Source organism: Vibrio sp. La 4.2.2, assembly GCF_027586995.1.
GTDB lineage: Bacteria > Pseudomonadota > Gammaproteobacteria > Enterobacterales > Vibrionaceae > Vibrio > Vibrio mediterranei.
In genome coordinates this window covers 217744-239200 of the sequence record NZ_JAPPTJ010000006.1, presented here as the reverse complement: position 1 = coordinate 239200, position 21457 = coordinate 217744, and the positions used below count along the sequence as shown (strand labels likewise).

General features: G+C 44.7%; 19 protein-coding genes and 2 tRNA genes. 19 read left to right on the top strand and 2 right to left on the bottom strand.

Going from position 1 to position 21457, the window contains the following annotated elements; translation table 11 throughout:
* The first annotated feature begins 20 nt into the window (after nucleotides 1-20).
* The 4 genes from lspA (at nucleotide 21) to OH456_RS15670 (ending at nucleotide 3331) form a co-directional block, all read left to right on the top strand.
* Nucleotides 21-524 (top strand): signal peptidase II, encoded by a 504-nt coding sequence (gene lspA, locus OH456_RS15685; protein WP_031493672.1) that lies wholly within the window; start codon nucleotides 21-23, stop codon nucleotides 522-524.
* Nucleotides 525-653: 129 nt separating this feature from the next.
* Nucleotides 654-1085, top strand: a complete 432-nt coding sequence (fkpB, locus tag OH456_RS15680; protein ID WP_038225509.1) for an FKBP-type peptidyl-prolyl cis-trans isomerase — start codon at nucleotides 654-656, stop codon at nucleotides 1083-1085.
* A gap of 29 nt (nucleotides 1086-1114) precedes the next feature.
* Nucleotides 1115-2071 carry a 4-hydroxy-3-methylbut-2-enyl diphosphate reductase gene (gene ispH, locus OH456_RS15675; RefSeq protein ID WP_081836341.1) on the top strand — a complete coding sequence of 319 codons (957 nt, stop codon included), beginning with the start codon at nucleotides 1115-1117 and terminating at the stop codon, nucleotides 2069-2071.
* A 414-nt stretch (nucleotides 2072-2485) separates the two neighbouring features.
* Entirely contained in the window at nucleotides 2486-3331 is an 846-nt protein-coding gene (locus OH456_RS15670) for a magnesium transporter (protein ID WP_006075367.1), read from the top strand.
* A 33-nt stretch (nucleotides 3332-3364) separates the two neighbouring features.
* On the opposite strand, the gene dacB is transcribed toward OH456_RS15670, so the two are convergent.
* Nucleotides 3365-4804, bottom strand: coding sequence for a serine-type D-Ala-D-Ala carboxypeptidase (gene dacB, locus OH456_RS15665; protein WP_270033819.1), 1440 nt, complete (start codon nucleotides 4802-4804; stop codon nucleotides 3365-3367).
* 461 nt (nucleotides 4805-5265) lie between these two features.
* On the opposite strand from dacB, the gene greA reads away from it, so the two are divergent.
* Nucleotides 5266-5739, top strand: coding sequence for a transcription elongation factor GreA (gene greA, locus OH456_RS15660; RefSeq protein ID WP_006075365.1), 474 nt, complete (start codon nucleotides 5266-5268; stop codon nucleotides 5737-5739).
* A 147-nt stretch (nucleotides 5740-5886) separates the two neighbouring features.
* Here greA and yhbY read toward each other — a convergent pair whose 3' ends face one another.
* The gene (yhbY, locus tag OH456_RS15655; RefSeq protein ID WP_038225582.1) at nucleotides 5887-6183 is read right to left on the bottom strand and encodes a ribosome assembly RNA-binding protein YhbY; all 297 of its coding nucleotides are present in this window, start codon (nucleotides 6181-6183) and stop codon (nucleotides 5887-5889) included.
* 112 nt (nucleotides 6184-6295) lie between these two features.
* On the opposite strand from yhbY, the gene rlmE reads away from it, so the two are divergent.
* The 14 genes from rlmE to pnp all read left to right on the top strand — a co-directional run bounded on the left by rlmE (nucleotide 6296) and on the right by pnp (nucleotide 21392).
* A complete protein-coding gene (rlmE, locus tag OH456_RS15650) occupies nucleotides 6296-6925 on the top strand; it encodes a 23S rRNA (uridine(2552)-2'-O)-methyltransferase RlmE (protein WP_038225504.1) in 630 nt (209 codons plus the stop codon).
* Between the two features lie 106 nt (nucleotides 6926-7031).
* Nucleotides 7032-9011 carry an ATP-dependent zinc metalloprotease FtsH gene (ftsH, locus tag OH456_RS15645; RefSeq protein ID WP_124940659.1) on the top strand — a complete coding sequence of 660 codons (1980 nt, stop codon included), beginning with the start codon at nucleotides 7032-7034 and terminating at the stop codon, nucleotides 9009-9011.
* A gap of 55 nt (nucleotides 9012-9066) precedes the next feature.
* Nucleotides 9067-9897: a dihydropteroate synthase gene (gene folP, locus OH456_RS15640; protein WP_270033901.1), complete on the top strand. Its 831-nt coding sequence runs from the start codon at nucleotides 9067-9069 to the stop codon at nucleotides 9895-9897.
* 21 nt (nucleotides 9898-9918) lie between these two features.
* On the top strand, nucleotides 9919-11256 hold the full coding sequence (glmM, locus tag OH456_RS15635; RefSeq protein ID WP_006075645.1) for a phosphoglucosamine mutase: 1338 nt from the start codon (nucleotides 9919-9921) through the stop codon (nucleotides 11254-11256).
* Nucleotides 11257-11536: 280 nt separating this feature from the next.
* Complete coding sequence (gene secG, locus OH456_RS15630; protein WP_006075643.1) at nucleotides 11537-11872, top strand: preprotein translocase subunit SecG; 336 nt, start codon at nucleotides 11537-11539, stop codon at nucleotides 11870-11872.
* A gap of 34 nt (nucleotides 11873-11906) precedes the next feature.
* Nucleotides 11907-11990: transfer RNA gene (locus tag OH456_RS15625), tRNA-Leu, on the top strand.
* Between the two features lie 55 nt (nucleotides 11991-12045).
* Nucleotides 12046-12122 (top strand) — tRNA-Met (locus OH456_RS15620).
* Nucleotides 12123-12356: 234 nt separating this feature from the next.
* A complete protein-coding gene (rimP, locus tag OH456_RS15615; protein WP_006072042.1) occupies nucleotides 12357-12812 on the top strand; it encodes a ribosome maturation factor RimP in 456 nt (151 codons plus the stop codon).
* A 33-nt stretch (nucleotides 12813-12845) separates the two neighbouring features.
* On the top strand, nucleotides 12846-14333 hold the full coding sequence (nusA, locus tag OH456_RS15610; protein WP_270033817.1) for a transcription termination factor NusA: 1488 nt from the start codon (nucleotides 12846-12848) through the stop codon (nucleotides 14331-14333).
* A gap of 22 nt (nucleotides 14334-14355) precedes the next feature.
* Nucleotides 14356-17073, top strand: a complete 2718-nt coding sequence (gene infB, locus OH456_RS15605; RefSeq protein ID WP_171388989.1) for a translation initiation factor IF-2 — start codon at nucleotides 14356-14358, stop codon at nucleotides 17071-17073.
* Nucleotides 17074-17181: 108 nt separating this feature from the next.
* A complete protein-coding gene (rbfA, locus tag OH456_RS15600) occupies nucleotides 17182-17598 on the top strand; it encodes a 30S ribosome-binding factor RbfA (RefSeq protein ID WP_006072035.1) in 417 nt (138 codons plus the stop codon).
* Complete coding sequence (gene truB / locus OH456_RS15595; protein WP_038225493.1) at nucleotides 17598-18551, top strand: tRNA pseudouridine(55) synthase TruB; 954 nt, start codon at nucleotides 17598-17600, stop codon at nucleotides 18549-18551. Before rbfA ends, truB begins: the two co-directional genes overlap by 1 nt.
* A 118-nt stretch (nucleotides 18552-18669) precedes the next feature.
* A complete protein-coding gene (gene rpsO / locus OH456_RS15590; protein ID WP_005380094.1) occupies nucleotides 18670-18939 on the top strand; it encodes a 30S ribosomal protein S15 in 270 nt (89 codons plus the stop codon).
* 311 nt (nucleotides 18940-19250) lie between these two features.
* Nucleotides 19251-21392, top strand: coding sequence for a polyribonucleotide nucleotidyltransferase (gene pnp, locus OH456_RS15585; protein ID WP_006072022.1), 2142 nt, complete (start codon nucleotides 19251-19253; stop codon nucleotides 21390-21392).
* Nucleotides 21393-21457: the final 65 nt, after the last annotated feature.

Genomic DNA, 21457 nt, shown 5'->3' with positions numbered 1-21457 from the left:
ATGACAATTTAAGGATTGGAATGAGCGAAACAACAATTACCTTTAAGCAATCGGGTGTGCGCTGGCTTTGGTTAGCCATTGTCATTTTTATTGCCGACATTAGCATCAAGCTGGTTGTTATGGACAACATGGGATATGGCTGGGCAAATCGCATTGAAATCCTGCCATTTTTCAATTTACTGTACGTTCACAACTATGGTGCTGCGTTTAGCTTTCTAAGCGAACAAGCGGGATGGCAACGTTGGCTGTTCACTGGTATTGCGTTTATTGTTACGGGGCTATTAACCTATTGGATGAGCAAGCTCCCAGCGAAAGAAAAGTGGAACAATATTGCGTATGCCATGATCATTGGCGGGGCGGTTGGTAATGTTTTTGACCGTGTTGTACATGGTTTTGTTGTTGATTACCTAGACTTTTACTGGGGAACATACCATTGGCCAGCTTTCAATTTAGCTGATATGGCTATCTGTATCGGTGCCGGTATGATTATCATCGATAGCTTTCGCAACAAAGAGGCTAAGTAATAATTGCCAATAACCTTAAGCGCTGTGCGTTGATATGCACGGCGCTTTTTTATATAACAATAGCGATAACGAAACGACAAATAACAAAGAGCAATACTAAGACTCTTTGAGAGCAAAGGAAGCAGTAACGTGAGTAAAATTTCCCAAGATAGTGCGGTCACTCTACATTTTACCATTAAATTGAAGGATGGCTCAGTCGCAGATAGCACCCATAATATGGGCAAGCCCGCTAAATTTATTATTGGTGATGGAAGTTTAAGTGAGAACTTTGAAAGTTGCCTGATCGGTTTATCAGTAAACGAGAACAAAGCTATCGAGTTGAAAGCAGAAGACGCTTTTGGTATGCCGAATCCAGACAATATTCATCATATGGACAGAGCGAAGTTTGTGGGTGACTCTGAGGTGGAAGTCGGTACAATAATGGCCTTCTCTGGTCCTGATGGTATGGAAATTCCAGGTATTATTACCGATATTGCAGGTGATTCTGTAACGGTTGATTTTAATCACCCGTTGGCCGGACAAGACGTGACATTTGAAGTGGAAATTCTCGAAGTAGAATAGCAAGCAGAGTAAGTAGAAGCGGTTGATCAATGAGTAATGAAATGAAAATTAAATTAGCTAACCCACGAGGCTTTTGCGCCGGCGTAGACAGAGCAATCAGTATTGTGGAGCGTGCTTTAGAAATGTATCAGCCGCCAATTTATGTTCGTCATGAAGTGGTTCATAACCGATTTGTGGTAGAAGGTCTAAAACAGCGTGGTGCGATTTTCGTGGAAGAGCTCAGCGAAGTGCCAGACGATAACATTGTTATATTTTCTGCTCATGGCGTCTCCCAAGCGGTTCGTAAAGAAGCTAAGCAACGTGCTCTCACTGTGTTTGATGCGACGTGTCCTCTGGTAACGAAAGTTCATATGGAAGTAGCGCGCGCCAGTCGTAAAAGTATGGAAGTTGTTCTTATTGGTCATGCTGGTCATCCAGAAGTGGAAGGCACAATGGGTCAATACTCTAGTGAGACAGGTGGCATGTACCTTGTTGAGCGACCAGAAGATGTTCTTACACTTAAGGTAAACGATCCAACCAACCTTCATTATGTAAGCCAAACGACCTTATCTGTGGATGAAACGGCCGATGTGATTGAAAAGTTGCGTGAAGTGTTCCCTGAGATTCAAGGGCCTCGCAAAGATGATATTTGCTACGCGACACAAAACCGTCAAGATGCAGTCCGAGAGCTAGCACAAGCCGTGGATGTGATGGTTGTTGTTGGTTCAACAAACTCATCGAACTCGACTCGTCTTAAAGAACTTGCGGAAAAGCTAGGGACTCCGGCTTATCTCACTGATACTCCAGACTTGATTGAGGCGTCTTGGTTTGAAAGTAAGGGGTTAGTGGGCGTAACGGCGGGCGCTTCAGCTCCTGAAGAGCTCGTGAATCAGATCATTGATAAAATTAAAGACTTGGGTGCTGATGATGTTGAAGAAGTATTAGGCAGAGAAGAAAACATGTTCTTTGAAGTCCCTAGAGAGCTGCAAATCAAGCAGGTTGATTAATAAAAAAACGCCGCATCATAATGCGGCGTTTTTTTATTAATTATTGACATTACCATGGCGGCTTTCTAAAGCATTGCGTAAAGATTACGAAAGGTAAAAAATCGTTTCAACTACGATAATCACCTTTACTCATTGACGAATTTTGATATCCTAGCGCCGCTATCGAATCGATAGTTTTTTCGGAGATAACTATGAACAATACCGACCATCCTCCTAGTATCAAGGGAGAAAAGTAACAACTCGTCGGTAATTACGATCTTCGTACCTACCTTCGAGGTAGGGCTCCTTTCCTTTTAATAACTTATCGTTATTTTTCTCCTTTCTGCTATTTCGTTAAGACGTCTGCACATTCGCGTGTAAGGCTATTATTTTGACGTTTGATGGTCGTTACCAACGCTAATCGGGAGATTCGCCATGACGGTAATGAACAATACTTATATTGAGAATGCACCACTGTTTTCAGAAGAAGAAATTAGTGCAGCTACTCAAGCATTTTTGAAATACGACACACCACAGCAATTGAACCTATTGACCGTGATGCCAATAGACGAAGCCGTTGGCGTGTTGCAACACTGTGCTTTAGGGCAGGTGCAATATTTAATCGAACAACTCGACTTACAAGGCCATGATAGACGAGCCAGGCATTTTGCTCACCAACTGGGACTGATTCACTCTGAAGCAGAGACCACTGGTGGTTATCTGACAACAGGTGTTATGGAACACGTAAAGCAACGCATTGGTTGGATCATTACGTTGGCACTGTTAGGGATTGTCTCGGGTCTTATTATAGCTCAGTACGAAGATACGCTTAGCCAGCTAGTACTGCTAGCGGTCTATATGCCTGTAATAGCCGCAGCTGGTGGTAACACTGGTACTCAAGCGGCGACATTGGTGATCCGCGCTCTAGCAACAGGAGAGCTAAGAAAGCGTCAGTGGCTAGAGGTACTTTGGAAAGAAAGCCGAGTCGCAGTCTGTCTTGCTGCGGCGGTTGCTTTAGTTATGGTTGGCCGAATTCTCGTCTTCGGTGATGTGAACTCAGCCGGTGGCTTTGACATTCATTTAATTGCCATGGCCATTGCAGTAGCGTTGTTTATTCAGGTAACGGTATCAACGACCCTAGGTGGTGTGCTGCCTATTATTGCTCGAGTCTTTAAACTAGACCCAGCAGTACTGGTGAGCCCAGTACTGGCTTCGATTGTTGATATTTCAGGGATGTGGATTTACTTCACTGTTGTGAATCACTTCTTAGGTTTATCTTAAATCTGTCTAAAGAGTCACTTAAGTAAAGCGCAGCTACGGCTGCGCTTTGTTTTTTGAACGTCCCAAAGAGTAGCTATAGTCTACTACTTGACGATAGTAGCTCTGCTCAAACTGCGTTAACGGTGAAATAGTGGGAGTTTTAGTTTTTGGTTTTTGAGGGTGATAGTCGGTGACAAACTGCACAAATAGACTCTCTGGTTTCCCCTTATCATCAAGGCCATATCCCATCATATTGTAAGTTCCGAATAACGACCCACTTTTGGCGATAAGCGCGCCTTTGATAGGAGCCTTTCTCATACTAGAGCGATATTTCAATGTACCATTGTTACCGGAAACGGGCATAAGCTTGATGAGTTTTAACGTGCTGTCATTATCATAGATGTAGCGCAATACTTGCTGCATTTGGTTGGCAGTAAGGCGATTATTGCGTGAAAGCCCAGAGCCATCTTCAAGCACGGCAGATTGAATGTCGATACCTGCTTTAGTCTTCAAAATCTCTTTAATTGCCGCTGTTCCGTTATTAAATGAGCCCGCTTGCCCATAATAGCGAGCGCCGAGTGTTTTGGTGATATTGTCGGCATAGAGGTTGTTGGAGTCCTGAAGCATCACTGCCAATAACTCAGGAAGAGGTTTTGAGCGTTGGATAAATAGTGGCTGCTCATTCGCTATCTCAGGATTACCCATCTTTATTTCACCTTTAAGATTCATTCCTAAACGCTTGAGCTCTGTTTTGATGACTTCTGAGGTAAATAAATCGGGTGAGGCGACAGCAAATTTAAGTGGTAAGGGCGAGCTCCTATTGACCACACAGCCATCAATTGAGTAATGATTTTGTCCATCAAATTGAAGTTCGAGGTCGCAGTGAGCTTGTTCTTGATCTTGTTTAGAAAGACTAACGGCAGAAGTAGAGACAGTAATAGGCTGATGAGCAGGAACATTTACCCGCGTAGTGCCATCTTTATTGGTATAAAGTGCACCTTGGACACAGTTGCCATCTAAGGTGATCGCTGAAGATGGGGCACTATAACAGACACCAAGAATATCCCATGGCCACCCTACAGCTCTTTCGTATCCACTGAACACTGTATCATCAAGCCATATCGTATCGATGTTCTTGCCGACACTTGATTTAGCTTCTTTTAGCATCGTTCTTAGTGCTTCGCGACTAAAAGTTGGATCGCCTGTATAGCGAATAATTAAGGTGTTTTTAGAGTGTGATAACACTGTTTCAAAACGAAAATTATCGGGTAGCGCCAGCTTTGCTGCGAGCGCAGTGACCACTTTAAGCGTGCTAGCGGGAGGAAAAAACTGGTCGGCATCTAGTGAGATGAGCGTTTCTGTTGGTGAATGTAATGGCGCCAAAAGTAATGCGTTGCGGCTACCATCTGGTAAGTACTGAGTCGCGTCGACACCAGTAGCGAAAGAAGAAAAAGGTAGCATCATTAATGCAGTGAGCAAGCATTTGGATTTCATAAGTCGGTTCGTTAAGTTGGGCTTATTTTTAATGTAGGCTAACAACCTATTAAGTCGAGATAAAGTGATAAATTATCAAAGAAATCTATGAAGTTTTTATCTCAAGATAGACAGTGAAATACGATATGCATTTGTTGACAATATAAGTCTCAACTTAGTTGAGTTGACCTTGCGTATGCTAAGAGACCTAAGCTATATTGTCTTGCTGACCAGTAAGCTTTCGAACTTAAGGCAGAATAGAGCCAGTGTTCACTTCGAAACACACAGATAGTCGTCGCAATTGTGAATTTTAAGATGACTGATTGTTTCTAGCATCAATGAACGAATGTGTGAATTTCAGTGATTTGTATACGCACTTTGATTACACTAGGCTTAATCCAGTTATTTTTTTAAATTGTACTCAGGCTTGCCTGAGTAGGGTTTTATTGTCCAAAGTCTGCTTTGGAAAAGAGGTTGTTAAAATGGAAAAGGTTCCAATGACTGTACGTGGCGAACAAAAGCTACGTGAAGATTTAGATCGTCTACTTAAGCTTCGCCCACAAATTTCTGAAGCTATCGCTGAAGCTCGGGAGCTAGGTGACCTAAAAGAAAATGCTGAGTACCATGCTGCGCGTGAAGAGCAAGGCATTTGTGAAGCTCAAATTCGTGATATTGAATATAAACTCTCTGTAGCTCAAGTTATTGATGTGACGAAGCTAGATAACTCCGGCAAGATCATCTTCGGCTCTACAGTGACTTTGATTGATATCGATACTGACGCTGAACAGACTTACCAAATTGTTGGTGATGACGAGGCTGATATTAAGTCGGGCCGTATTTCAGTGAGTTCCCCAATTGCACGTGGACTGATTGGCAAAATGGAAGGCGATGAAGTGACTATCGTGACTCCAGGCGGTCAAAAAGATTTTGAAATCGATAAAGTTGCTTATATTTAAGCTGATTTCGCAGAGAAAAAGTCGCCAAGGGCGGCTTTTTTTGTAGATGAGATACGAGTTCAGGATGTAAGAAAAATGAAAAGGCCGCTGTTGCGACCTTCTCCACTTTGAAACAAAATGTTTCAATCAAATCAAACGGTGAGCAAATTATTTGCGTGGCAGTTCGATTTTCTTTTGCTCTGACTGACGGTAAAGAACAAGCGTCTTACCGATAACCTGAACTTTTTCAGCTTTAGTTTCGCGCACAATAGCGTCGATAATCAGTAGCTTAGTTTCACGGTCTTCTGATGCTACTTTCACTTTAATCAGTTCGTGGTGGTCAAGAGCGATTTCTACTTCCGCTAGAACAGCCTCTGTTAGTCCATTTGCGCCTAGAAGCACGACAGGTTTAAGTGCGTGTGCTAGGCCTTTTAGGTGCTGCTTTTGTTTGGTGCTTAGGTTCATAACGCGGCCAAATTTATTTACTATTAGGGTTGAAAAGTCGTATTTTAACGCCATCTAATGACGAAGACTATACTTTATTCTGAGGGCGTGCCCTTATTGAGTTGGAATTTGAATGAGTAAGCAAAAACATTCGGCCAGTTCTGGTCGTTGGTTGAAAGAGCATTTTGATGATAAATATGCGAATGAAGCCAGAAGAAAAGGTTACCGCTCTCGTGCTATCTTTAAGATTGAAGAGATTCAAAATAAAGATAAGCTACTGAAACCTGGGATGACAGTGGTTGACTTAGGCGCTGCTCCCGGTGGCTGGTCTCAATACGCCGCAAAGGTTTTAGGTGATGAAGGGCAGGTAATTGCTTGTGATTTATTGCCGATGGATCCAATATCAGGTGTAAGCTTTCTTCAAGGGGACTTTCGAGAAGAAGCAGTTCTAAATGCACTACTCGAAAGAATCCAACCGGATATGGTCGACGTAGTAATGTCTGATATGGCTCCTAACATGGCAGGAAACTTATCTGTCGATCAGCCTAGAGCAATGTATCTTGTTGAACTAGCATTAGATATGTGTCATCAAACTTTGGCACCAGGCGGCAGTTTCGTAGTGAAAGTGTTCCAAGGTGAAGGATTTGATGAGTACGTCAAACAGGTGCGCGATGCCTTCAAAGTAGTGAAGATTCGCAAACCAGACTCATCTAGAGCTCGCTCTCGTGAGGTGTTTATTGTAGCTAATGGTTTCAAAGGCTGAACATTAGTTTACAAAGACAAAATTAACAATGTAGCTACAGCCGAAAAACTGTAGTACCCTACCTTTAATTACAATTAGTTATCGAGAGGCTGACACCTTGAGTGACATGGCAAAGAATTTAATTTTGTGGTTAGTCATCGCCGTTGTGTTGATGTCGGTATTCCAAAGCTTTGGACCAGGCGAAAGCAACGGTCGAGCGGTAGATTACACCACGTTCGTACAGGAAGTTGGCAATGGCCAGATTCAAGAAGCTCAATTTAAAGACAGCGAGATAACCTTTACTCGCCGTGGCGGTGGCAGTCGCTTTGTGACTTACATGCCAGTTTATGATCAAAAGCTACTTGATGACCTAATTAACCAAAACGTAAAAGTTTCAGGGACACCACCAGAAGAACAAAGCCTGTTGGGCACTATCTTTATCTCATGGTTCCCAATGATTCTTCTTATTGGTGTTTGGATTTTCTTCATGCGTCAAATGCAAGGCGGCGGTGGTAAAGGTGCCATGTCGTTTGGTAAGAGCAAAGCTCGTATGATGAGTGAAGAGCAGATCAAAACCACGTTTGCTGATGTTGCGGGTTGTGATGAAGCAAAAGAAGACGTAAAAGAGCTGGTAGATTACCTACGTGATCCAAGCCGATTCCAGAAATTGGGCGGTAAGATCCCAACTGGTGTTCTAATGGTTGGTCCTCCAGGTACTGGTAAAACGTTGCTTGCTAAAGCTATTGCTGGTGAAGCAAAAGTACCGTTCTTCACTATCTCTGGTTCAGATTTCGTTGAAATGTTCGTTGGTGTGGGTGCATCTCGTGTACGTGACATGTTCGAGCAAGCGAAGAAAGCTGCACCTTGTATTATCTTCATCGATGAGATCGATGCGGTAGGTCGTCAGCGTGGCGCTGGTGTTGGTGGTGGTCACGATGAACGTGAACAAACATTGAACCAAATGCTAGTAGAAATGGATGGCTTTGAAGGTAACGAAGGTATCATCGTTATCGCAGCAACTAACCGTCCTGACGTACTTGACCCAGCACTACTTCGCCCTGGTCGTTTTGACCGTCAAGTTGTGGTTGGTCTACCAGATGTACGTGGTCGTGAGCAGATTCTTAAAGTTCATATGCGCAAAGTACCTCTAGCGTCAGACGTAGAGCCATCTTTGATTGCACGTGGTACTCCGGGCTTCTCTGGTGCAGACCTTGCAAACCTAGTTAACGAAGCGGCACTATTTGCGGCGCGCGGTAACAAGCGCAATGTATCTATGGTCGAGTTCGAATTAGCGAAAGATAAGATCATGATGGGTGCAGAGCGCCGCTCTATGGTACTTTCGGAAGAAACCAAAGAGTCGACGGCATACCACGAAGCGGGTCACGCGATCGTTGGTCGTTTGGTTCCTGAACACGATCCAGTGTATAAGGTTTCCATCATTCCACGTGGTCGAGCACTGGGTGTGACTATGTATCTGCCAGAGCAAGATCGTGTGAGTATGTCTCGCCAACACCTAGAGTCTATGATCTCAAGCCTATACGGCGGTCGTCTTGCTGAAGAGCTTATTTACGGTAAAGACAAGGTATCTACAGGTGCATCAAACGATATTGAACGCGCAACAGATATCGCTCGTAAAATGGTTACTCAATGGGGTTTCTCTGAGAAACTTGGGCCTCTTCTGTATGCAGAAGATGAAGGCGAAGTATTCTTGGGTCGCAGTGTAACTCAGACTAAACATATATCTGGTGAAACAGCGAAACTGATTGATGAAGAAGTTCGTTTGATCATAGACCGCAACTATGACCGTGCGAAGAGAATTCTTGAAGAGAACATGGACATCATGCACTCGATGAAAGATGCGCTTGTTAAGTACGAAACCATCGACGCGGGTCAAATCGATGACCTAATGGAACGTAAAGATGACATTCGTGAGCCAGCGGGTTGGGGTGACCAAGCTAAATCTCAGCAGGAAAGTGCTCCAGAGCCAAAAGCGGAAGCGAAACCGCAACAAGCTGAGCCTAAAGTAGAAGAGTCTGCACCAGCGGTTGACTCCGATGCTAAGGCTGAAAAAGTAGATTCTGAAACTACGAAGAAAGATTCAGAATAAGCAGTAATAAATAAGCCCCGAGTTTTGCTCGGGGCTTTTCTTGTTTATGGCAACTATGATTTTAAAAGCAAACAATAAATTCCTCCCTTTGGATCGCCCACATGTCATGGGTATCGTCAATGTTACCCCTGATTCGTTTTCTGATGGCGGTAAATTCAATTCTATCGATGCAGCTTTGACTCAGGTTGAATCTATGATTCAAGCCGGTGTATCGATCATTGATATCGGTGGCGAGTCAACACGTCCTGGTGCGCCAGATGTGACACTTGAGGAAGAATTATCACGCGTAATTCCGATTATCCAAGCGATTCGTGAACGCTACGATGTCTGGGTCTCAATCGATACCAGTAAAGCTGAAGTGATGCAAAAGGCAATTGAAGCGGGTGCGGATATCATCAATGACGTTCGAGCACTGCAAGAACCCGGAGCGCTTCAAGTTGCAGCTGATGCTGGCGTTCCTATTTGCTTAATGCATATGCAAGGTCAGCCTAGGACAATGCAAACGAATCCAACTTATAACGATTTACTTGGAGACGTCGCTGAGTTTCTAGAACAGCGCATCAAGGCTTGTGAGGAAGTGGGAATCAAAAAAGATCAATTGATTCTTGACCCTGGATTTGGTTTTGGTAAAACGCTAGAGCATAATTATCACCTTCTGGCTCACCTGGAGAAATTTCACCAGTTTGGTCTGCCAATACTGGCGGGCATGTCGAGAAAGTCGATGATCTTTAAATTACTTGATAAAGCACCAGCAGACTGTCTTGCAGGGAGCTTAGCTTGCGCGACGCTTGCCGCAGCTAAAGGTGCGCAAATTATTCGTGTGCACGATGCAGAAGAAACCATCGAAGCGATGAAAATCGTCCAGATGATGCAATCAAATATATAAGAATAAAATTAGGGAAATACTATGTCACAACGACGTTATTTTGGTACTGATGGTATTCGTGGAAAGGTCGGTCAATTTCCGATCACTCCAGACTTTGTACTAAAACTCGGTTGGGCTGCCGGCCGAGTACTTGCGAAACAAGGCACTAAAAAGGTTATCATCGGTAAAGATACTCGAATCTCTGGCTACATGTTGGAGTCTGCCTTGGAAGCTGGTCTTTCTGCGGCTGGTCTAAAAGCTATTTTCACAGGCCCATTGCCAACGCCAGCCGTTGCATACCTTACTCAGACGTTTCGTGCCGAAGCTGGTATCGTGATTTCAGCGTCACACAACCCATATTACGACAACGGTATTAAGTTCTTCTCTTCGGAAGGCACGAAATTGCCGGACGCGATTGAACTGGCTATTGAAGAAGAGCTCGACAAAGATATTGAATGTGTTGAATCTGCTGAGTTGGGTAAAGCAAGCCGTCTAAATGATGCCGCTGGCCGTTATATTGAGTTTTGTAAAAGTACTTTCCCACATGATCTGAGCCTAGCGGGATTAAAAATCGTTCTAGATTGTGCTCATGGTGCGACGTACAAAATTGCACCGTCTGTGTTTGCCGAATTAGGTGCTGATATCATTACGATGGGTGTTGAGCCAAATGGAACGAACATCAACCATGAAGTTGGTGCAACGGATGTACGTGCCTTACAAGCTCGAGTGGTAGCTGAAAAAGCAGATATTGGCTTAGCGTTTGATGGTGATGGTGACCGTATTATTATGGTTGATCACCTAGGCAATAAAGTCGATGGCGACCAAATCGCTTATATTATTGCTCGTGATGCACTGCGCCGCGGTGAACTTAAAGGCGGTGTTGTTGGTACATTGATGACCAACTTAGGGATGGAAAACGGTCTTAAGCAGTTAGGAATTCCTTTTGTTCGCGCAGCAGTTGGTGACCGTTATGTAATGGAGCAACTGTTAGAGAAAGGTTGGCGTATTGGTGCTGAAAACTCTGGGCACGTTATTCTACTTGATAAAGTCACCACTGGTGATGCGATTGTTGCGGCACTGCAAGTACTGGCTTCTATCGTTGGTGCGAAAATGTCACTCAATGAACTAGCAAGTGGCATGATGCTTTATCCGCAAGTACTGATTAATGTTCGTTTTAGCGGTGATGCAAATCCATTGGAAGCGGATGCTGTTATTGCTGCGGTGAAGAAAGCAGAAGCAGATCTAGGTGATAAAGGTCGAGTACTTCTGCGTAAATCAGGTACTGAACCTCTGCTGCGAGTTATGGTTGAAGGTGAGGACGAAACTTTGGTTAACGACTCAGCTCAGTACATTGCCGATATTGTAAAAGAAAACTGCTAACCTTCGCAGGCTATCGTATTTAACAAGAACCAAAAATTGCTTTTGGTTCTTGTTTGTTTTCTATATGATTAACCGCTTCTTCTTTACGATAATTGAGCTTTCGCCTTTTTTTTGAGCGGTTAACGGCTCGGCGAAAGATTTTTGTCATTTTTCTCTTGTCAGTCAGTGCGGCATTCGCTAGTATTGCCACCGCCTTCTCTTAGGAGGTCATAGCCAGGTTTTTAATGCATGTAGCAATGAAAGCGGCGCTGGCTCAACAATTTGGAACATAGGTGGACAAATGATTCAAGTTCTACTTGTGATTTACCTGTTGGCTGCGCTTGGTGTTATTGGCCTAGTGTTAATTCAACAAGGTAAAGGCGCAGATATGGGAGCCTCATTCGGTGCTGGCGCGTCAAACACTGTGTTTGGTGCTAGTGGCTCAGGGAATTTCCTAACCCGAATGACTGCAATTTTTGCAATCGTATTTTTTGTTATCAGCTTAGTACTTGGCAACATGTACACTCACAAAGGTGAGTCTCAATGGGTTGACCCTTCTCAAGGTCAAGTTGTTGAACAGCAAGTTGATGCAGCGAGTGATGTTCCTGCTAAAAGCAGTGATGAAATCCCTCAATAAGTTAATTGCTATTTATTAGACGATTAACTTAAATGCCGAGATGGTGAAATTGGTAGACACGCTAGCATGAGGTGCTAGTGCCTTTGGTGTGAGGGTTCGAGTCCCTCTCTCGGCACCATTATTTATAAACTTGTAATACAGTTTGGTGAGCGTATAATGCTCAGCAAGTCGGACGCGGGGTGGAGCAGCTTGGTAGCTCGTCGGGCTCATAACCCGAAGGTCGTCGGTTCAAATCCGGCCCCCGCAACCAATACTTTCTAAGTGTTGATGGATTGCAAGTTTAGCAGTGTGAAAAAATCACTGCACACTAAGAAAACACTGACTACTATGTGTAGAGTGTTACTTTTTCTTAGTGATCAGGGTCCAGCAACAAACAACCCCGACTTTCGGGGTTTTTTGTTATTTGAGCTTTTTGAAACGCTCGAATAAATGCTTGGAATTTAAATTGGGCTATATGCCCTTTTTTTGTTTCTGGAGTGGTTAAATGACTGGTTTAGAAAGACAACTTACAGAATTGCTCGAAGCGCCTGTTGAGGCACTTGGCTACGAGCTTGTTGGTTTAGAGTTCATCCGTGCTGGTGAGCATTCTACCCTTCGTATCTATATCGACCATGAAGATGGTATTACTGTTGATGCTTGCGCAGAAGTAAGTCATCAAGTAAGTGCAGTAATGGATGTTGAAGACCCAATTACGGTGGCTTATAACCTAGAGGTGTCTTCACCAGGCTTAGAAAGACCACTTTTCAAAGCAGCACACTACGAACAATTTATTGGTCACGAGGTCAGCATCGTTCTGAAAATGGCTGTGGGTAACCGTCGTAAATGGAAAGGTACAATCCAATCTATTGAAGGCGAGACTGTCACAATCATTGTTGACGGCAACGAAGAAGAAATGGCACTGAGTAACATTTCTAAAGCAAACCTGATCCCTAAATTTTAGGTCCCTAATAATAAAAGCTTAGAGGCTAGATAAATGAGTAAAGAAATTTTAGCGGTAGTAGAAGCAGTTTCTAACGAGAAAGCTGTTCCTCGTGAGCGTATTTTTGAAGCGCTAGAAATTGCGCTAGCAACATCAACGAAAAAGAAACACGAAATCGAAATTGATGTGCGCGTAGCTATCGATCGTAAAACGGGCGAATTCGAAACATTCCGCCGTTGGATGGCAGTAGAAGAAGTTGAGTTCCCAACAAAAGAAATCTCAATTGAAGCAGCTCAATTCGATGATGAATCTATTCAGGTTGGTGACTTTGTAGAAGAAGAAATCGATTCTGTAACGTTTGACCGTATTACGACTCAAACTGCTAAACAAGTTATCGTGCAAAAAGTACGTGAAGCTGAGCGTGCACAAATCGTTGAGCAGTTCATTGATAACGAAGGCGATCTAGTGACTGGTGTGGTTAAGAAAGTTAACCGTGACACTATTATCCTAGACCTTGGTAACAACGCTGAAGCGGTTATTTTGCGCGATGATCAATTACCTCGTGAAAACTTCCGTCCGGGGGACCGTGTACGTGGTCTTCTATACAAAGTTGCACCAGAAGCTCGCGGTTTCCAACTATTCATTACTCGTTCTAAGCCTGAAATGCTTGCAGAGCTATTCCGTGTTGAAGTGCCGGAAATTGCAGAAGAGCTAATTGAACTTAAGGGCGCAGCTCGCGATCCTGGTTCTCGCGCTAAGATCGCCGTGAAAACTAACGACCGTCGTATTGACCCTGTGGGTGCGTGTGTTGGTATGCGTGGTGCGCGTGTTCAAGCTGTTTCTGGTGAACTTGGCGGTGAGCGTATCGATATCGTGCTTTGGGACGATAACCCAGCACAGTTTGTTATTAATGCAATGGCTCCAGCGGATGTTGCTTCTATCATCGTTGATGAAGACGCGCACTCTATGGATATCGCTGTTGAAGCAGACAACCTAGCACAAGCTATCGGTCGTAGCGGTCAAAACGTACGTCTAGCGTCTCAACTAACGGGTTGGGAACTGAACGTAATGACGGTTGCAGACCTACAGAAGAAACACCAAGAAGAAGCTATCGCTTCTATCGACAACTTTATGAAGCACCTCGACATCGAGCAAGACTTTGCAGAAATGCTGGTTGAAGAAGGCTTCTCAACACTAGAAGAAGTGGCATATGTGCCAGTGAATGAGCTTCTAGAAATCGACGGCTTAAACGAAGAGCTTGTAGAAGAACTTCGTAGCCGTGCAAAAGATGCCCTAACTACACTTGCGCTTGCTCAAGAAGAGTCATTTGAAGGTGTTGAACCAGCAGAAGACCTACTAGCACTAGAAGGTCTTGAGCGTGAAATGGCATTTAAACTAGCTGCCAAAGGTGTAGCTACGCTTGAAGATCTTGCAGACCAAGGTGTAGACGAGTTAGAGGGTATTGAAGGGCTAACAGAAGAGCGCGCAGGCGAGCTAATCATGGCTGCACGTAACATCTGTTGGTTCGGCGACGAAGAATAATAATCAGCAAGGAGGTAGTTGCATGACAAAACTTACGGTTAAAGCACTTAGCGAAGAAATTGGTACGCCAGTGGATCGCCTAATTGAACAACTTGCTGATGCTGGTCTTAACAAATCAGAGAGCGATCAGGTGAATGATGAGGAGAAGCAAACGCTTCTTACTCACCTGAAAAAAGAACATGGTGATACATCGGGCGATGCTGAGCCTACACGTCTTACACTACAACGTAAGACTCGTAGCACGTTATCTGTTTCTGCAGGTGGCGGTAAGAGCAAAGATGTACAGGTAGAAGTGCGTAAGAAGCGCACTTATGTAAAACGCAGTGCGATCGACGAGCAAGCAAAACGTGAAGCTGAGGAAGCAGCAAATCGTGAGGCGGAAGAGCGTGCACAACGTGAAGCCGAAGAGCTAGCCAAACGTGAAGCTGCAGAAAAAGCACAGCGCGAAGCTGAAGAGAAAGCGAAGCGAGAAGCCGAAGAAAAACGTTTAGCTGAGGAAAAAGCAAAACGTGAAGCGGATGAGAAACGCAATGCAGAATCAACAGCAGAAAAGCGCGACGAAGCGGAAAAGGCTAAGAAACAAATGAACGCAAAGAATGCTGAAGCGAAGAAAGAAGCGGACGAGCTGAAGCGCCGTCAAGAAGAAGAGGCGCAACGCAAGGCAGAAGCTGAAGCGGCTCGTCTAGCAGAAGAAGCTCGTAAACTAGCTGAAGAAAATGCAGCTCGTTGGTCTGAGGAAGAGAAGAAGTCAAAAGACAGCGAAAAAGCTGACTATCACACAACGACTTCAACTTACGCTCGTGAAGCGGAAGACGCTCAAGACCGCAGCGAAGAGAAAGCACCTCGTCGTCGTAAGAAGAAATCTGCACAAGAGCGTGATGATTCACGTGGTGGTCGCGGTGGTCGTAACCAACGTGGCAAGAAAGGTAAGTTGGCTAAACCAACTTCTATGCAGCACGGCTTCGATAAGACAGCAACCGTTGCTAAGCAAGACGTTGTAATTGGTGAGACAATCGTGGTTTCTGAGCTAGCTCAGAAGATGTCAGTTAAAGGCACTGAAGTCATCAAAGTGATGATGAAGATGGGTGCAATGGCGACAATCAACCAAGTGATTGACCAAGAGACAGCTCAACTTGTTGCTGAAGAAATGGGTCACAAAGTTGTTCTTCGTAAAGAGAACGAACTGGAAGAAGCAGTACTGTCTGATCGTGACGCAACGTCTGAAGCCGTATCTCGTGCGCCAGTTGTTACTATCATGGGTCACGTTGACCACGGTAAGACTTCAACACTTGACTACATTCGTCGTACACACGTTGCTTCTGGCGAAGCGGGTGGTATTACACAGCACATCGGTGCATACCACGTTGAAACTGAAAACGGTATGATCACCTTCCTTGATACTCCAGGACACGCGGCGTTTACTGCTATGCGTGCTCGTGGTGCTCAAGCGACAGATATCGTTGTTCTTGTAGTTGCTGCGGACGATGGCGTAATGCCACAAACGGTTGAAGCTATCCAGCACGCGAAAGCAGCAGGTGTACCTCTAATCGTTGCTGTAAACAAGATCGATAAAGAAGACGCGAACCCAGATAACGTTAAGAACGAGCTGGCACAGTACGATGTTATTCCTGAAGAGTGGGGCGGTGAGAACATGTTCGTTCACATCTCTGCGAAACAAGGTACTAACATTGACGGTCTTCTAGAAGCTATCCTACTTCAATCAGAAGTACTTGAGCTAACAGCGGTTGCTGACGGCATGGCATCTGGTGTGGTTGTAGAATCATTCCTAGATAAAGGCCGTGGTCCAGTTGCTACAGTCCTAGTTCAATCTGGTACGCTACGTAAAGGCGACATCGTACTATGTGGTCAAGAATACGGCCGTGTGCGTGCAATGCGTGATGAACTAGGCAAAGAGGTAACAGAAGCTGGTCCTTCTATTCCTGTAGAAATCCTAGGTCTGTCTGGTGTGCCATCGTCAGGTGATGAAGCAACTGTAGTACGTGATGAGCGTAAAGCTCGTGAAGTAGCAAACTACCGTCAAGGTAAATTCCGTGACGTGAAACTTGCGCGTCAGCAAAAAGCGAAACTAGAAAACATGTTCTCTAACATGACAGCTGGTGATGTTGCTGAGCTTAACGTAGTACTGAAAGCAGACGTACAAGGTTCTGTAGAAGCAATCGCAGACTCGCTACTGAAACTGTCTACTGACGAAGTTAAAGTAAACATCGTAGGTTCTGGTGTTGGTGGTATTACAGAAACTGATGCAGTACTTGCAGCAGCATCTAACGCTATCATCCTAGGCTTCAACGTACGTGCTGACGCATCTGCTCGTCGTGCAGTTGAAACAGAAAACCTAGACCTTCGTTACTACTCAATCATTTACCAATTGATTGATGAAGTGAAACAAGCAATGGGCGGTATGCTTGCTCCTGAGTTCAAGCAAGAAATCATCGGCCTTGCAGAAGTACGTGACGTATTTAAGTCTCCAAAACTTGGCGCAATCGCTGGTTGTATGGTCACTGAAGGTACTATCAAGCGTAACAACCCTATCCGCGTACTGCGTGATAACGTTGTAATCTACGAAGGTGAGCTAGAATCTCTACGCCGTTTCAAAGATGACGTTCAAGAAGTTAAGAACGGTTACGAATGTGGTATCGGCGTTAAGAACTACAACGATGTTCGCGTTGGCGACCAAATCGAAGTATTCGAAATCGTTGAAATCAAACGTACTCTAGACTAATTGACAAAATCGTTACTCAGTTTTTAACTTGAGTATTGATGGTTGTTGAATACGCCATGGGGGGCTGGTTAATACCATCCCCCCATTCTTTCTATAGTGAGAAAAGAAATGTCAAAAGAATTTAGCCGCACACAACGTGTTGCGCAGCAACTACAAAAAGAGCTTGCTCTTATTCTTCAACGCGAAGTTCGTGACTCTCGCCTAGGTATGGTGACGATTTCAGACGTAGAAGTCTCTCGTGACCTCGCATACGCAAAAGTATTCGTTACTTTCCTATGTGTTGGTGAACAGACTCCAGAATCGAGCCTAGCAGCCCTTCGTGAACACGAAGCTCACATTCGCATGATGCTAGGTAAGCGCATTCGCCTACGCCTAACACCGGAAGTACGCTTCCACTATGACAACACGCTTGTCGAAGGTATGCGTATGTCTAACCTAGTGAGTGAAGTGGTTAACGAAGATAAGCGTAAGCAAGACGAAGCAGGTCGCAGCGAAGAAAACGGTGCAGAGGGAGAAGAGCAGTAATGGCTAGACGTCGCAAGGGACGTCCAGTCAACGGCGTTATCCTTCTAGATAAACCTACCGGAATCTCATCGAATGATGCTCTGCAAAAAGTAAAGCGCATCTACTTCGCTGAGAAAGCAGGGCACACTGGCGCACTTGACCCATTAGCAACTGGCATGTTGCCAATTTGCTTGGGCGAAGCAACTAAGTTTTCTCAATTCTTGTTAGATTCAGACAAGCGCTACCGTGTTATCGCTAAACTTGGTGAGCGTACCAATACCTCTGACTCTGATGGTGAAGTGGTAGAAACTCGCGATATCAATGTAACACCTGAGCTTCTTGATGAGTGCATAGACAAGTTCCGTGGTGAATCTGATCAAGTGCCGTCAATGTTCTCTGCACTGAAATACCAAGGTAAGCCACTATATGAATACGCTCGTCAAGGTATCGAAGTTCCTCGTGAAGCGCGCAAAATTACCGTGTATGAAATTGTCCTACATCGCTTTGAAGGTGATGAAGTAGAGATGGAAGTACATTGCTCGAAAGGCACTTACATCCGCACTATCGTCGATGACCTCGGTGAAATGTTAGGCTGTGGTGCGCACGTAACTATGCTACGTCGTACTGCTGTTGCTAAGTATCCTTATGAGAACATGGTGACCCTAGAGCAGCTTAACGAGTTATTTGAGCAGGCAAAGCGAGAAGAGCGTCAGCCGCGCGAGTTGCTTGATCCACTGCTAATGCCAATGGACAGCGCAGTACAAGATCTTCAAGAAGTGAATGTATCACCTGAGCTTGGTGACTTGCTTCAGCATGGTCAGCCAGTGCAGGTTTCAGGCTTACCAGTCGATGCACCAGTACGCATGACCATGGGTGAAGAGCGTTTATTCATCGGCGTTGGCGCTATGAATGACGATGCTAAGCTTGCACCCAAGCGACTCGTTGTTTTCCGTGAGGAAGAAAGTGCTCAATAGAGCCATGAATACTCCTTGCTCTAGCTAGAATTATTCCCTATAATTCGCGCTTCGCGTAGCGGCTGAATCAGAGATTGGCTGCTACAACTTTTAAACTTACTCTTATTAGGAGAGAATTATGTCTCTGAATGCAGAAACTAAAGCAGCAATCGTTGCAGAATACGCACAAGGCGAAGGCGACACTGGTTCACCAGAAGTTCAAGTAGCTCTACTTACAGCTTCTATCAACCACCTACAAGGTCACTTCAAAGCACACAAAGGCGATCACCACAGCCGTCGTGGTCTTCTACGTATGGTTTCTCGTCGTCGTAAGCTTCTAGATTACCTAAAAGGTAAAAACCTAGCTCGCTACCAAGACCTAATCAAACGTCTAGGCCTACGTCGCTAATCAGCGTCTGCATAGAAAGTTTGTTAAAAGGGGCTATATGCCCCTTTTTTGTTAGCTAAATTCTTTAGTTAATGGCAAAACTTCCACTAAGTAGTTTATACTACGTCCCGTCTAAACAGAGTTGTCTAAAGTGCATTCGTTTAGTCACAATCTGTTCAGTACATTACAGTCCATTTAGTCGACCGCAGGGTCGCGACTATTCCAAGCACACTTACTTTTTTCAAGTGAAGTTTGTTTGAACTAGTCGCGATTTGTAATGCATTGAGCGCACAATCAATTATCTGGAATGATTCCAGAAAAAAGGAAATACAATGTTCGAAAAACCAGTTGTTAAGTCGTTCCAATACGGCAACCACACTGTGACGCTAGAAACTGGCGTTATTGCACGTCAAGCTACTGCAGCTGTAATGGTAACAATGGACGATACGTCAGTATTCGTTTCTGTTGTTGGTAAGAAAGAAGCAGTAGAAGGTCAAGACTTCTTCCCACTAACAGTAAACTACCAAGAGCGTACTTACGCTGCAGGTAAAATCCCTGGTGGTTTCTTCAAGCGTGAAGGTCGTCCTTCTGAAGGCGAAACACTGACTGCACGTCTAATCGACCGTCCAATTCGTCCACTATTCCCAGACGCATTCAAAAACGAAGTTCAGGTTATCGCGACAGTAATGTCTGTAAACCCGAACGTTCAACCAGACATGGTAACAATGATCGGTACTTCAGCTGCTCTTGCTATCTCTGGTATCCCGTTCAACGGTCCTATCGGTGCAGCACGTGTTGGTCATATTGATGGTCAACTTGTACTGAACCCAAGCAACACTGAGCTAGAAAACTCTAAACTAGACCTAGTAGTTGCTGGTACTGAAGGCGCTGTTCTTATGGTTGAGTCTGAAGCAGACAACCTAACAGAAGAAGAGATGCTATCAGCAGTGGTTTACGGCCACGACCAACAGCAAGTTGTTATCAAAGCAATCAACGAATTTGCAGCTGAAGTTGCTACTCCAGCTTGGGATTGGGTTGCTCCAGAAGAGAACACGGCTCTTAACAACCGCATCGCTGAGCTAGCAGAAGCTAAGCTTGTTGAAGCGTACCAAATCACTGAGAAGATGGCTCGTTACGATCGCATTCACGCGATTGCAGCAGAAGTTAACGAGGTTCTTCTTGCTGAAGATCCAGAAGCGAACACTAAAGAAATCCACACTATCTTCCACGATCTAGAGAAGACAGTGGTACGTCGCAGCATCATCGCGGGTAACCCACGTATTGATGGCCGTGAAAAAGACATGGTTCGTGCACTAGATGTACGCACTGGCGTTCTTCCACGTACTCATGGTTCTTCACTGTTCACTCGTGGTGAAACGCAGGCAATCGTAACTGCGACTCTTGGTACGCAGCGTGATGCTCAAATCATCGATGAGCTAACAGGTGAGCGTAAAGATCACTTCCTACTACACTACAACTTCCCTCCATACTGTGTTGGCGAAACTGGTTTTGTAGGTTCTCCAAAGCGTCGTGAAATCGGTCACGGTAAATTGGCTAAGCGCGGTATCGCAGCAGTAATGCCTTCTGTTGAAGAATTCCCATACACAGTACGTGTTGTATCGGAAATCACTGAATCTAACGGTTCATCTTCAATGGCATCTGTATGTGGTACGTCTCTAGCGCTTATGGATGCTGGTGTTCCAATCAAGTCTTCTGTTGCGGGTATCGCAATGGGTCTTGTTAAAGAAGGCGACGATTTCGTTGTTCTTTCTGACATCCTTGGTGACGAAGACCACCTAGGTGACATGGACTTTAAAGTAGCAGGTACTAACACTGGTATCACTGCACTTCAGATGGACATCAAGATCGAAGGTATCACTAAAGAGATCATGCAAATTGCTCTTAACCAAGCGCAAGGTGCACGTAAGCACATCCTTTCTGTAATGGATGAAGCTATCTCTGGTGCTCGTGAAGAGATCTCTGAATTCGCTCCACGTATCCACACAATGAAGATCAGCGCAGACAAGATCAAAGACGTTATCGGTAAAGGTGGCGCGGTTATCCGTCAGCTAACTGAAGAAACTGGTACGACTATCGAGATCGAAGATGATGGTACTATCAAGATCGCTGCAACTGACGGTGACCAAGCGAAAGATGCGATCGCTCGTATCGAAGCTATCACTGCAGAAGTTGAAGTGGGTAAGATCTACACGGGTAAAGTTGCTCGTCTAGCAGACTTCGGTGCATTCGTAACGGTTCTTCCTGGCAAAGATGGTCTAGTACACATCTCTCAAATCGCTCATGAGCGTGTTGAGAAAGTGACTGACTACCTAAAAGAAGGTCAAGAAGTTCAAGTTAAAGTACTTGAAATTGACCGCCAAGGTCGTGTACGCCTAAGCATGAAAGAAGCAATGGAAAAACCTGAAGCGAAAGCTCCAGCAGCGGATGAAAATTCAGCGTCTGACGCAGAATAATTCGCTTTTCTAGACCATTACGTTAAAAAGCGTGCTATAAAGAGGGGGCAATAGCCCCCTTTTTT